Raw genomic sequence first — 14120 nt, 5'->3', positions numbered from 1 at the left:
TTATCCCCTCGGCGCGAAAGCCAGAGCGGCTTCCTGCGCTTTTTTCAGGCACTCTTTGCACACCGATTTAGGCAACTCCGGCAGCTGTGTCTCTTCGCTGGCAGGTGTATTCCAGGCATGAACGCCGCGAATGCTGGTTTTACCCGGTGAATGAATCTGAATATCACCCTGCGGAGTGATCCTGATGGTTGCGCCGCCGCAGCCCAGCACAATGCCGTTCTTCGCGGTCAGACGCAGTTCACCCTGAACGGTCTGCACGCTGATATCTTTCATCGCCGTCAGGCCAAGGGTATCGCCATGCGATTCGACGGTCAGAGGTCCCTGGCCCGATACCATGCGAATGCCTTCCTTCTGCGACAGCAGCGAAATCGCCTGACTGGCGTTGACCTGTACCCGTTTGCCGCTGGCAATGCTGGTTTCCGTCTGGCTTTGCAGATGCAGGGTTGTGCCAGAGTTAAGCAGGATGCTTTTGGGGCTGACGGCACCAATTCCTTCCGGGGCACTGAGCAACATGGAGGGGGATTTGAGCTGTTCGGCTGCAGTCAGATACGCGCTCAGGTGAGAAACATCGGGCTGAAGGTTGTGGTGAGACTGGGTAATGGTCTGCCAGTCATTCATCTGGCTTAGCGCGCCTTTTACCAGGCTGATTGCCGGAGCCATCTCCAGCACCTGACCCGTCGCCGTTGTCTGTGCATCTGCTGTCAGGAACAGGCCTTTACCAGCACGCAGCGTACCGGTGCTGTCAGTGCGCAGCTCAAATCCTTCGCCGCGCTTATTACGTGCGTTGTCAACAATGTGACCTAACGACAACTGACTTTTGCCGCCAAATTCCGTCGAAAGCTTGGCATGTTCATAACCCCGGCGATCTTCGAATCTGAGCTTGTTGTTTGCCGGTGTCCGCAGGACATTGCGTTGATAATTATAAAGATTGACGTGATCCGCATGGCGCGAGTCATGCATTGAGCAAAGAATGTAGGGCCGGTCAGGATCGCCGTTGGTGAAAGCAATCATCACCTGCGTTCCGGCTATCAACGGGAAGTGCCAACCGTGAACGTTACCAGCATATGGCTTCGCCAGTCGCACCGGCACACTCTCAAAACCGGCCTGCCATGTTTCGTTCAGATCAAACTGGAAACGCACTCGATAGCGGCCATGTTCATCAAGCTCAGCATACTGCGCGTTGCTGACCGGACTGGTAACGCGTGCCAGCAGCGTTCCTGCGATGTGCGGCCAGGTTTTTAGCGGCGGGCGATAAGTGCTGCGAGCACGCACCGGTACGGCAGTAAAGCGAATAACATATGCCGTGTCGCGTGAGATGCGCTTTGAAGAGGTCGAAACCACCAGCAGACCATCCGGTGCATCAGGCCACTCTTTGCCTTGTGGCGAAATCACCGCGCCAGGACGAACGTCCATGGCATTGGTCATGCCTGTAAACGTCACCTGCTCGGTGATTAAGCGTTCCTGACGGCACTTTGCAAACCATTGCCCCTGTTCCGGCTGCTCCTGATATTCTTTACCCTGCTGTAGGTAATGTTCTCCGTAGCGATACAGCGTTCCCGACAAGGCGATTTTGTCAGGATCGGTTTCTACCTGCGCCTGCATGTCATTTTGCGCATCGAGATAGTATTCATCATTAAGTTTGGTGCTGGCGGCTACTGACTGGCGGTTAACCGATATGTCCCAGAGTGATTCCTGTCCGCCATCGAACAGGCCGGAAGGATGACGGAAGGCGATGATTTGATCAGCGCCATAAGCGCGTGAACTGTCACCCAGCACCAGCACATCCCGGTGATTTTCTTCATCCCATGCGAAGTAGTAAAACACGCCAATGCGTGCAAGATGGCGTTCGATAAACGCGAGATCGCTCTCCGCATAGGAGATGTAAAAATCACGCGCCGGATAACGGCTGTTCAGGCGAAAATGGTAATCCAGAGAGGAGAATTCCCAGCGTTTGAGTATGTCCTCCAGCGCGCCCGGCACGCTTTTATGCTGATAAACGGCATAGGTAAGGCTATTTCTCAGCAGCGCCAGACGGGACTCCAGCGTCACCACGTAGCGGGTTTCATCCGCAGAAGATTCACACTGCCGAAAGGCGGTAATCACCCCGCGCAGAATGCGTGGCTCAACCGATTGCCAGGGCTGACCATCAGGATAAAACAGCAGCTGAGCAGTGCTGTTAATCAGAATATCTGCCGGGATATCCCGGCTGGCGCTGGTCATTTCAATCGTGTAGCACCACGGCGTGTTCAGCGCTTCTTCACCGCTGAAACGCAGCACCGACAGTTGAATATCCGGATGCTGATTTTTCAGCGCCGGGATGCTCAGTTGATAGTGGTTGTAGACCGGCGTCGTTCCGCCCTGAATGACAAAATCCTTCTTACCCATTTACAGATTCCTTCCTGAAATTTGCTGGCCCGATACCTACCCTCTTCCAAGCAGATATTGCAGATGGCCGTTCATGATGAAAGTGGCAACAATGATGGCAACCATCACACTGCCCCGAATAAGCCAGGGAGAACGCTGCCAGAAAGATGTTTTGTGTTTTGATCGCTGGATAATGACCGCTGAGTCGGGAGATCCAGCCTGCTCAGGCAACAGCGCTTTTAGCTGCTGCACCAGTGACTGACGCTCCTCATCGTCTTCCGTTCGGTATTTTCCGGTATAGCCAAAGCGCAACATTCTGTAGTAGCAGCTGACGGCGGCTTCTGCTGTTGCAGGTTCACGAAGCAGCTTTTTGATGCGTTCGTAGAAATGCTCGCCACCGTTGAGATGGCCGAGAAAATGCCCCTGCAAAGGTGTGCGCTTCCACCAGGCTGAAATATCAGCGTCTGGAATGGTCATGATCAGTTCATCAAGAAAGACGCAGTGTGCAAATTTGATTTCTTCGCGGAGAGAGGCCGCTGCACCCGCCGTACTCAGTTTATCCTGGACCTGTTGGACCATGCTGAAACAACGTTGATAAAGTGCATCGTCAATCGTTATGGATTGTCCGTTTCGGACAGAGAGCGCCAGCAGCCAGGTATCCTGCATGAGCGTATCGAGGGTACTGGCTTTGATGTTGTAGGCGGAAGACGTTGTGGGTACCATCCTGGTAACTCCTAAGTGTTATTAATCCCTTATCACAATCACAAATTTCATTGAATGGTGTTGTCTTTACTGACTTCTAACATGCTTAGAAGTTTAATTTTCGGCTGCGCGTCAATCAGATTAACACCCATACTTCAGTGCGACTGATGATATTACACAAGGTGATAGTTGATCAAATTTACAGATCCAATTTTTAGTATATTTTTCTTCCGCAAATCCTCTTTTTAACTAACTGCAAACGTTCCTCTTAACAACATCCTGTTATCGAAGTGGAGTGATCCCGTAACTCTGACCCAAACTCCTGCTCCATTCAGAAACGGAATTCCTGCATGATATTCACTTCTCCAATCTTACAAATCTCCTGAAACGATCTCTCCTCGGTCACAAACGAAACCCCAAACTTCTTCTCCGCGTCCTCCAGCAGCTCAACTCCATCATCTCCGGTAATACCCAGATCAGCATCCAGCAGGGTATGCTCAGTAATCACAGATTTGTGATCCCCCGAAAACTCACGCACAAACTCAATCACCTCTTCCAAAGTAGGCTTCACACTAACCTCCCAGATTCATCCCCAGCCCCCAACGGCAAATCCTCATCCAACGTCCCCAGCATATACTCAACAAAAACCCTTACCTTGCTATTCGCCGTCTGCTTCGTTGCGAACACTGCGCTCACCGGCATCGATCCCACCGCAAACTCCCTCAACACCGGCACCAATGCCCCCGAAGCCAAATCCGGTCCCGCCAGCCAGGCAGGAAACTGCGTAATGCCCAATCCCGCTAGCGCGGCGGCGCGTTGCTGCTCACCATCATTGCTCTGAAACCGACCTTGAGGCATCAGCGTAAACGCCTTACCGTGCCCGTCCACAAACCGCCACGGATGAATCCCGCGACCGGCATTAAACGAGATGCACTGGTGCTCGCTCAGTTCAGCAGGTGAGGCGGGTACGCCATACTTCGCCAGATAATCCGGGCTCGCCACCGTAATCAGCGGGCTATCGGCCAGTTTGCGTTGTGTTAGCGCCGAGTCCTGCAGTTCGCCGTGTCGGATGGCGACATCGATATTTTCTTCAATCAAATCCACATGCCGCTCGGAGACGCGCAGTTCCAAATTCAGCGCCGGATAGCGTGCCAGCAGCGCAGGCAGGCGCGGCACGATGTAGAAGCGGCCAAATACCGGTGCTACAGAGATACGCAGCGTGCCTGCCGGTTCATCCGCGCCATATTTGACGTTTAATTCTAGCTGGTCGAATTCATCGCGCAGGCGCAGTGCGCCGTCATAAAAGGTTCGGCCTGCGTCGGTTAAGGCGATGCCGCGAGAGGAACGTTTCAGTAACGGGTGATTGAACTGCTTCTCCAGTGCGGCGATCTGTTTGCTGACTGCAGATTGCCCGATACCGGCTTCTTTGGCGGCGGCGGAGAAACTACCGCACTCGACCACGCGCAGAAACAGCCGGATAGCATCAAGTCGATCCATTCAGTAGTCCTGGAGGGAATAAATGGTATTCCATTAAGCCAGCTAGTTGCGAAAATTGGAATGGCATAAGGTTTCTCCACACCCTTTTACCGGAGCAACTTATGAACAAGACACAGCACTCCTTAACCGATCACGACCGTTTGCAGGTGCAGCAATCACTGGCCGAGCAGCAAGCGCATCGCGAGCACTTTAGCGGCACAATGCGCGAGTATTATGACGAGATGACTGCGGAGACACCGCTGGCAGCAAGCGTGCTTAGTGAGCACGTCGCGGATTCGGGTTGGTGGCTGCATCCGCAGGAGACACGCACCGAGCAGGTTATCGTTTTCATCCATGGTGGGGCATATATGCTCGGCAGCGCGCAGGCCTATCGCGGGTTCGCCAGCCAGCTGGCGGTGCGCACCGGCTGTTCAACCTTTGTGCTGGACTATCCGCTGGCACCGGAACATCCATTCCCGACCGCGCCGGACAGGGTGATTGAGATACTGAAAGGGCTAGTCGACAGCGGCATTGAACATATCGCGCTGATGGGGGATTCAGCGGGTGCTGCGCTGTCATTGGTGGCGCTGCAACATCCGCAGCTGGTGCAGAAAATCCGTGCTGCGGTGCTGTTTTCGCCGTGGACCGATCTGACCTTCAGCGGCGCTTCGTTTAACGATCCCAATACGCGCGATCCGATTTTCCAGCCATCGATCCTGCGCGATGCCGCTGCGGCTTATTTGCAGGGCGCATCGGCGGAGGATCAACGCGCCTCGCTACTGTTCGCGCAGTACCGTCAGTTACCACCGCTGATGATTCAGGTTGGCACCGAAGAACTGTTGCTGGATGACGCCACGCGCTTAGCGGCTCAATTAGCTGAGCAGGGCGGTGAAGTGCAGCTGGATATCTACCAAGGCATGCACCATGTGTTTCAACGGGATATCCGCCTGGATGCCACGCGTCACGCACTGGATTCCGCTGCCTGTTTTATTCGCCAGCATCAGTAACACTTCATGTGCCCGGCCAGTGATTCCCGCAACACAGTCCGGGCACAAATCCATCCTCTCATCCCCCTATCACATTTATTTTAGCAACCGCCACATCCACCGATATAACCGTTAAGGGATCGTTTTCGGAGAGTGGTGGCTGGCGAGACAAGGAAGAGTCAATTTGGCGCTGATGCCTGACGGTTAATGACGCACGTCAATTCACCCAGCCGCTCTACTTTATCGGTCAATGCGCGGGACGGGGTGAAAAATGGAAAAGGTACTGATTGTTGACGATCATCCAATCACGCGATTAGCGCTCAAGATACTGCTTGAAGAAGATAATCGGGTAGTCGTAGGTGAAGTGGGCGATGGCATTCAGGCTATAAAGTTTGTGAAAAAACTGCAGCCGGATTTAGTGATTATTGATATCGATATCCCGGTGCTCAACGGTATCGATGTCATCAAGCGTGTGCGCCAGAGCGGGCACAAGAGAGGCATTCTGGTGCTCTCCGGCAAAGACAGCGAGCACTATATCCGTCGCTGTGCCATAGCGGGTGCCAACGGATTTATCAGTAAGTGCAAAGAGTTAACCGAGCTGAGAGATGCGATTCGCGCTATCAGCAAAGGATATGCCTTTTTCCCGATGAATTGTGCGCGTCAGGGCTTGCATCTTGAGGATGAAAACAGCGACCAGCGCAAAATTGACGAACTGTCGCCCAAAGAGCTGAATGTATTGCGGCAGCTGGCGCGCGGCGAGAAAGTGGTGGATATTGCGCGAGGCATGAACATCAGCGATAAGACCGTCAGCACCTATAAAAGCCGGCTGATGATGAAGCTGGAGTTAAAGAACCTGGTGGATGTGCTCTATTTTGCCCAGCGGCACAACCTGGATTGAGGCGCTGGGCATATCATGCGCTGAACTCGTCTTTGAGAAAGGTTTCGATAGCCTGATTCAACACATGCACGCAGCCCAGCGTTTCATCAAGCATCTGGCCGAGATGGCGTTCATCGGCTGGGGCGCTACAGGCTTGCTCTAATTCGCGGCACTGATCGGCAATCGAGACTGCGCCGATGATCTGCACCGAACCTGCCAGACGGTGCAGGCTGCGCTCCAGCGCGGGCCAGTCGCGATTGTCGAAACAGGCGCAGGCAACCTGCATATCATGCAAATTTTCATCGCGGGTAGCGCTGAGCAGGCGCTGCAGCATCTCGTTGTCCTGATGAGCCAGTTCGCGCAGGGCGTTGAGGTCGAGCAGATGATTCAGTGCGACATGGCCGGGATAGGGCACAACAGTCGGGCGCGGCACTCTTTGCAGCAGTGCTTCAAGCTGCGGCAGGCGCAACGGTTTGAACAGGCAGTCATCCATGCCTGCTTCCAGGCAGCGCGATCGCTCTTCCGGCTGGGCGTTGGCGGTCAGTCCCATAATGGTGAGCGGCTCGCGCTGTTTTTTACGCAGTTCGCGCGTCAGGGTGAAGCCATCCATCACCGGCATGCTGCAATCGGTGATCACCAAATCAATCTGGTTTTCCTGCCACAGCCACAGCGCCTGTTCGCCATCCTCGGCTTCGATCACTTTGTGTCCCAGTCGGGTGAGCTGGCGTTTCAGCAGCAGGCGGTTGGCGGGATGATCATCCACCGTCAGGATGGTTAACGGCAGGCCACAGGCATCCTGCTGGCGTATCGGTTCCACTGGCACGCTGACCGCTTCACGGCAATCTACCGGAATGCGTACGCAGATGCGGGTGCCGCGCCCCGGCTGGCTGTGCAGCGTCAGGCTGCCCGCCATCATCGCCACCATTTGTTCGCAAATCGCCAATCCAAGTCCGGTGCCGCGCTGTTTTTTGCCCGATGCGGACTGTTCGTAAGGATTGAATATCAGTTGCTGATCCTCTTCGCTGATGCCGATGCCGGTATCCTGCACCGTGAGTTCCAGCGTCGCGCGATCGCCTTCGCCAGGTTTGCTACGCACTTGTACTTCCACCGTGCCGCGCTCGGTGAATTTGATGGCGTTGCTGATCAGGTTTGAGAGGATTTGCCGCAGACGCATCGGATCCAGCAGCAGTTCATCTGGATGCAGCACATCAATCTGATAGTGCAGCAGCAATCCTTTCTGGCGCGCCAGCCCTTCGAACACGCGCACCACCGGTTCGGCCAGCGTATCGAAGCGCACCCATTCCGGCGACAGTTCCAGCTTGCCCGATTCGATTTTCGCCATGTCGAGGATATCGCCAATCAGCCCCATCAGCGATTGCGCGGATTCATAGGCGACGCGCACCGATTCTTTATCGCACGGTTGTTGCAGACGATTGGCGACCGCCAGCTCCAGTAAGCCAATAATCGCGCTGATCGGCGTGCGGATTTCGTGGCTCATAGTGGCGAGGAAGGTACTTTTGGTGCGGTTAGCTTGTTCGGCGCGCTCGCTGGCCTGCAGCAGATCGCGGGTCAGTTGTTCATGTTCCGTCACATCCTGCCAGCTGCAAATCATTCCGGCGATGTTGCCGTGATTATCGCGAAACGCCACTGCGCGGTGGATGACATCACGCAGTTCGTGGCCGTTATTGATCTGGCCGCGCTGTGGTGTCATCTCCATTGACGTTTGTTCCGCCAGTAAGGCCATTTGCGCCTGGCAAATAGCGTGCAACGGATGCGCGCTGTCGCTGAGCGGCAATTGGCTGATATTGGAGTGTGCATCGTTGAAGAACTGGCTCCAGGCCGGATTTTTGTTGGTCATCTCGCCTTTGTGGTCAATGACGTAAATCGGCACCGGCGTGCCGTTGAACAGGGTTTTCTGGAAGGTGGCCTGTTCCTGCAGTCGCGCCTGCGCCTCTTTACGCTGACGCACCGCGCGGTGCAGATGGTAGTTCCAGAACAGTGAGGTGATCACCAGCACCGCGAAGATTCCCGCCAGCCAGTAAAACTCGTGTCGATAGGCCATCCAGGTGTCGAGTTTGACATCGGGCGTGCCCTGCCATTTCATCGCCAGCAGCGAGATATCGCGCGGCGGAATGGTCGCCAGCACCTTATTCAGGATGCTCAGCAGTTCCGGATTATCGCGCCCTACAGCAAAGGCAATCCGCGCGGGATTTTCCCCGAGGCGCGAGACAATCTGCAGGCGATTACTGAAGTAACGATCGATCATGTAGCGCGCGGCAATCAGGTTATTCACCGCGCTATCCACCCGACCTTCATTCACCATCTGTAGTGCAATACTGGCGTTCTCAACGGTGACCAACTTGATGTGGGGGAAATTTTCCGTCAGCCAGCCGGTGAGCTCATGCTGGGGCGTAATCGCCAGCGTGTCGGTGTCATTGAGTGATTTGGGCGCACCCAGCGTGTTTTTGCTCACCAGCACATACGGCGGCAGCACGTAAGGGCGGGAGAAGAGGGCGCGCGCTTCACGCTGCGGGCTGTGGGCCAGCGAGCCAACCAGCTCAACTTCATGGCGGCTGAGCCGGTCGAACATTGCGTTGACGGAAGAGGCTTCGATCATGGTGAAGTCGATACCGGTGCGCAGATGAATCAAACGCAGTAAGTCTGCAGTCATACCGTTAAATTTGTTGTGCCGATCTTTTAGCGTGAAAGGCGCATCGAGCGGGTTCATCACCACGCGCAGCGTCTGATGCTGAGCCAGCCAGCGTCGCTCACGGTCAGTGAGTTGCAGAGGCGCCGCCGCCATCATCGGCGGCATGCTTTGCACCCATTGATGGAAGATGGCTTTGTGCTGCTGCAAGGGAATGGCATTCAGCACCGCATTGACGCCCCGATACAGTGGCGCATTGCGGATGGGAAAGACAAAGCGCGGTCCGGCATCGGTGGGCTCAAAAATGCGTATCACGGAGAGCGTCGAGGCGTAGTTGCGTTCAATCAGGTAATTGGCGGTGTTGAGATTGCCAATAAAGTAGTCGTTTTCGCCAAAGGCTAATGACGCCAACGCACTGAGCGCAGAAGGATAGCGGGTGATTTTCGCTTCCGGATAGCGCGCCTCGATCCAGGCGTCGCTCAGGTAGCCTCGCGGCATGGCGATCTGCATCGGCGAATTATCATCACTCATTTCAGACATGATGTTATCGCGTGACACCATCGCAGGGTAATCAGAGGCAAACGGGGTACTTAATAATAGCTCTGCGCCAGTGGGTTCCGGGCTGCCCGCGCTGTCCACCAGCATATCGACCTTGCCTTGCTGCAGCGCATCGAGCGCCGCACTGCGACTGCTGTAATAGTGCGTGTTGATGTGTAAACCGAGGTAATGCAGAACTAAAGCGGTGTAGTCTGCGGAGATCCCTTCCAGCGTGTTGGCATCGATGACCATATCGAACGGCGGATTTTCAGGCGCGTAAATCGCAACGCTGACTTCGCGCTTTTCGCCCAGCCAGCGCCAGTCGTTGTCGGGGAGATCAAAGGTCAGCAGGACATTTTGTTCACGGCTGACCAACTGCATGATGCGGGGATCTTCAGCCCTGACTGGCTGGCTCATCAGGCAGAGCATCAGGCCAATCAGGAGGAGTAATTTAACCATCACTCTGTCAGGCGATATTATTGCGTTTGGCAAACTCGTAAAGGCCGACCATATTTTGAATGTCGAGCTTTTCCATTAATCGGCGTTTGTAAGTGCTTACCGTTTTATCACTGATTTTCATCCGCTGTGCCATTTCCACCACTTTCATTCCTTTGGATAAATACACCAGCACCTGCAATTCTTTACTGGAGAGGCCGGCAATTTTATTTTTGTCTTCCTGAATATCATCCGGTAAACCCTGACGTCGGCGATTTAAAGGAAAGAAGCCATATCCGGCATTAATCGCGCGAATGGCATCGTGCAATTCGGTCATGTTATTGCGCTTGCTAATAAAACCATCGGCACCGGCAGTGGCGCTGCGCTTGATGTAGTGGTCAACGTCCTTGCCGGTCAGTACCAGAATGCCACCGTTGAAGCCGTTGTGGCGCAACCTTTGCACCAGGTCGATGCCGTTGTAAGAGGGCATATCGATATCCACGATGATCAAATCCGGCGACAGTTTTTTGGTTAGCGCTAATGCTTCAAATCCGTCATCCGTTTCGCCCACCACATTCATGTTGTCCGTTTCAAGCAGCAGTCTTAATGCCATCCGAACCACCGGATGGTCATCAACGATAAGAACTTCCTTCATATGGCTGTCCTGTTTATTGCGGTGAATGGAATATTCATAAGGATTGGTTTTATTGGTTAGCAGATTTTAAGAGTAAAGTTTAAATGGCGCAAATAATTATTTTGTAAGGTTTTCCTGATGCAATAAATATCATGACCTGACGTGTTATTTATATATTCACTATGGTTTTTAATCAGTTTTCTAATTATGCGGTGAGTCTTTTAAATTCAGTGATGTCACTGGGCGTTAAGGTGATGATTTCGACGTGAAAGCAGTAGAAAAGTTATCACTGTGGGTAAATGTTAAGGTGTGCAGGTAGTGGTCTTATCGGGGCGAGAAGAGAAATCAGAGTCTCGCGTCGGAAAGACGAAGTGTGACCTTGTTTAGATTGGGTTTAATTTTACCTGAAGGTAAAGTTATTTATGTGATCCTAAGAGTAACGTCATAAAATGTCACTAAACTCATAGTCATGCCAGTAAGTAACCTTGCATAAATAAACAAGTGAAGTTGGACCAATATGCTGTTTTAAATTATTAAATTTATGTTTTTGTTGTGATTTTTTTATCGGTAAATAAAGCATCATCACCTCTGATTTCCAGAGTGTGATTAATTCAACACTGAATGGTTATTAGCGATGTTAATTAACGGTCTAATTAACTAAAACATGACCCCGGTCATCTCGGTAAAGATTAATAATATTAAACTGGGCTTTTGTTTTACTCTCCTTTTTTCATTTTATTGTCAACCGCACGGGGTGAAATATGACCGTTGTTCCTTTCCGTCCAGATCGATCGGATTCATCTGATCGACACTTATATCAGCTCGACAGTGCCAGCGCTTTTATCCGCTTAAACAGTTCGCCCAGTGGCTTGCAGACCGAAGAGGCGCAGGCGCGTCTGGCGACTAACGGGCGCAACGTGCTGCCACAGAAAGCCGAAAAATCACTGCTGATGCGCTTTCTGGCGCACTTTAAAGATGTGCTGATCTACATCCTGCTGGCGGCAGCGCTGATTACCGCGGTGATGGGCCACTGGGTGGATACCTTTGTCATTCTCGGCGTTGCTGTCATCAATGCACTGATTGGATTTATCCAGGAAAGTAACGCCGAGAAGTCATTGAAAAGCATTCAGAACATGCTGTCGAACGAAGCGATGGTATTGCGGGATGGACGGCAGATGACGGTACCGACCGAAGAGCTGGTGGTCGGTGACGTGGTGTTGCTGCGTCCTGGCGACAAAATCCCTGCCGATCTGCGTTTGTTCGACGTGCACAATTTGCGGGTAGAAGAAGCCATCCTCACTGGGGAATCCACGGTGGTGTCCAAATTAAGCGATGCGCTGGAAGGCGAAAAGTCGCTCGGCGATCGGCTGAATCTGGCTTATTCCGGTACTACGGTGAGTTCTGGCACTGCCGCAGGTGTGGCGATCGCCACTGGCGGTGATACCGAGTTGGGGCACATCAACGCGATGATCTCCTCCATCGAAGAAGCAAAAACGCCATTGCTGGTGCAGATTGAAAAACTCGGTAAGGCGATTTTCTACATCATTTTGCTGATGATGGCCGCGCTGTTCGTGTTCGGTTATCTGCTGCGCGACATTCCGCTGGCGGAGTTGCTGCTGGCGGTGATCAGCCTGGCGGTCGCGGCGGTGCCAGAAGGTTTACCGGCGATTATCTCAATCATTCTCTCACTCGGCGTGCAGTCGATGGCGCGCAATCACGCCATCATTCGTAAGCTGCCAACGGTCGAAACTCTCGGCGCCATGTCGGTGATCTGCTCCGATAAAACCGGCACGCTCACCATGAACGAAATGACGGTGAAAGCGCTGGTGCTGGCCAACAGTCACTGGCGCATCAGTGGCAACAGCTATGAGCCGAAAGGGGAGTTTCATCTGGAAAGCGGCCAGCGCGATGAGGTGCTGCTTAACGGCTTTTTACAGACGGTAGATATCTGCAACGAGAGCCAACTGCGCCAGGATACTCAGGGCCATTGGGGGATTGTTGGTGGCCCCACCGAAGGCGCGCTCAAAGTATTGGCGGCGAAAGCGGGCATCAACTCGGAATCCGTGCAGGTACTGAGCAAGCTGCCGTTTGACTCGGCCTACAAATACATGGCGGTGAGCTGTTTGATTGATGGCAAGGCGTGTCTGCTGCTGACCGGTGCACCGGATGTGCTGCTCGCGCTGTGCCAGCAGCAGCAAGGCGAAAACGGCGCCGAAGCGCTTGATCGTGATTACTGGAACGCCGCAATCACCACTTATGCCAGCGAAGGGTTGCGCACCGTGGCCGCCGCCTGGCGCTGGCTGCCGGAGGGCCAGCAGCGGATCGATCACGCCGATCTGCGCGAGGGCATGATGATGCTGGGTCTGGCGTGCATGATGGATCCGCCGCGTCCGGAAGCGATTACCGCCATACGCGACTGCCAGCAGGCCGGGATTCGCGTCAAAATGATCACCGGCGATCACCCGGAAACGGCGATGGCCATCGGTCAGATGTTAGGCATCGGCAACAGTGACAGCGCCGTCACCGGCTATCAGCTGGAGCACATGGATGATGCGGAACTGGGCAAAGCGGCTCGTGAGTACGACATTTTCGCACGCACCAGCCCGGAACATAAGCTGCGTCTGGTGAAAGCGCTGGCAGAGAGCGGGGAGATCGTCGGGATGACCGGCGATGGCGTGAATGATGCCCCTGCGCTGAAACAGGCCAATGTCGGCATCGCCATGGGCATCAAAGGCACCGAGGTGACCAAAGAGTCGGCGGATATGATTCTGGCGGATGATAACTTCGCGACTATCGCGGCGGCGGTGAAAGAGGGGCGTCGCGTTTACGATAACCTGAAGAAAACTATCCTGTTTGTGATGCCGACCAACCTCGCGCAGGGGTTGTTGATCATCATCGCGATTCTAATGGGCAACTTACTGCCGCTGACGCCGGTGCAGATTCTCTGGATGAACATGGCGACCTCGGCGACCCTGTCATTTGGGCTGGCATTTGAAGCCGCCGAGCGCAATATCATGCGTCGGCCGCCGCGTAACGTGCGCAGCCATGTAATGGATGGTTACGCCATCTGGCGAGTGATTTTCGTCGGGCTGCTGATCTCGATTAGCGCCTTTGTGCTGGAAGCCTGGCTGCAGCCGCGCGGTTACTCGCCGGAGTTTATCCGTACGGTGCTGCTGCAGATGCTGGTGACTGCCCAGTGGGCATATATGCTCAACTGTCGCAACAGTGAGGGCTTCTCACTGGATAAAGGCTTGCTGAAAAATCGCGGCATCTGGCTGGTGACGCTGGTGCTGGTGGCGCTGCAGGCGATGATTATTTATCTGCCGCTGATGAATACGCTGTTTGGCACCGAGCCGCTGCCGATCAAATACTGGTTTATCTCGCTGGCGGTCAGCGCGGTGATTTTCGTATTGGTGGAAATCGAGAAACAGCTGACGCGCGGCTGGCGCGTCGCCCGATAGT

At 54.0% G+C, this 14120-nt stretch carries 9 protein-coding genes; 3 read left to right on the top strand and 6 right to left on the bottom strand.

Annotation, left to right across the window (positions count from 1 at the left end; genetic code table 11):
- The 4 genes from FD737_RS02635 to FD737_RS02620 form a co-directional block, all read right to left on the bottom strand.
- Entirely contained in the window at positions 1-2385 is a 2385-nt protein-coding gene (locus FD737_RS02635; protein ID WP_160832626.1) for a type VI secretion system Vgr family protein, read from the bottom strand.
- A 36-nt stretch (positions 2386-2421) separates the two neighbouring features.
- The gene (gene tssL, locus FD737_RS02630) at positions 2422-3087 is read right to left on the bottom strand and encodes a type VI secretion system protein TssL, short form (RefSeq protein WP_058960824.1); all 666 of its coding nucleotides are present in this window, start codon (positions 3085-3087) and stop codon (positions 2422-2424) included.
- Positions 3088-3397: 310 nt separating this feature from the next.
- Positions 3398-3637 (bottom strand): DUF1493 family protein, encoded by a 240-nt coding sequence (locus FD737_RS02625; protein WP_160832625.1) that lies wholly within the window; start codon positions 3635-3637, stop codon positions 3398-3400.
- Entirely contained in the window at positions 3634-4563 is a 930-nt protein-coding gene (locus FD737_RS02620) for a LysR family transcriptional regulator (RefSeq protein ID WP_160832624.1), read from the bottom strand. The genes FD737_RS02625 and FD737_RS02620 overlap by 4 nt, the downstream gene beginning before the upstream one ends.
- Before the next feature lie 101 nt (positions 4564-4664).
- Here FD737_RS02620 and FD737_RS02615 point away from each other — a divergent pair, with 101 nt between their 5' ends.
- Together FD737_RS02615 and FD737_RS02610 are read left to right on the top strand one after the other, a co-directional pair.
- Complete coding sequence (locus FD737_RS02615; protein WP_160832623.1) at positions 4665-5549, top strand: alpha/beta hydrolase; 885 nt, start codon at positions 4665-4667, stop codon at positions 5547-5549.
- A gap of 250 nt (positions 5550-5799) precedes the next feature.
- Positions 5800-6426, top strand: a complete 627-nt coding sequence (locus FD737_RS02610) for a response regulator (protein WP_160832622.1) — start codon at positions 5800-5802, stop codon at positions 6424-6426.
- Between the two features lie 13 nt (positions 6427-6439).
- Here FD737_RS02610 and FD737_RS02605 read toward each other — a convergent pair whose 3' ends face one another.
- Positions 6440-10048 carry a transporter substrate-binding domain-containing protein gene (locus FD737_RS02605; RefSeq protein ID WP_160832621.1) on the bottom strand — a complete coding sequence of 1203 codons (3609 nt, stop codon included), beginning with the start codon at positions 10046-10048 and terminating at the stop codon, positions 6440-6442.
- A gap of 7 nt (positions 10049-10055) precedes the next feature.
- Positions 10056-10679 (bottom strand): response regulator, encoded by a 624-nt coding sequence (locus tag FD737_RS02600; protein WP_034828290.1) that lies wholly within the window; start codon positions 10677-10679, stop codon positions 10056-10058.
- 740 nt (positions 10680-11419) lie between these two features.
- Here FD737_RS02600 and FD737_RS02595 point away from each other — a divergent pair.
- Positions 11420-14119, top strand: coding sequence for a cation-transporting P-type ATPase (locus tag FD737_RS02595; RefSeq protein ID WP_160832620.1), 2700 nt, complete (start codon positions 11420-11422; stop codon positions 14117-14119).
- The last annotated feature ends 1 nt before the right edge of the window (position 14120 follow it).

This window comes from Pantoea sp. Seng (assembly GCF_009829935.1).
GTDB lineage: Bacteria > Pseudomonadota > Gammaproteobacteria > Enterobacterales > Enterobacteriaceae > Pantoea > Pantoea communis.
Note: the sequence above shows the minus strand (reverse complement) of the source record. Positions and strands in the feature narration are given on the sequence as shown.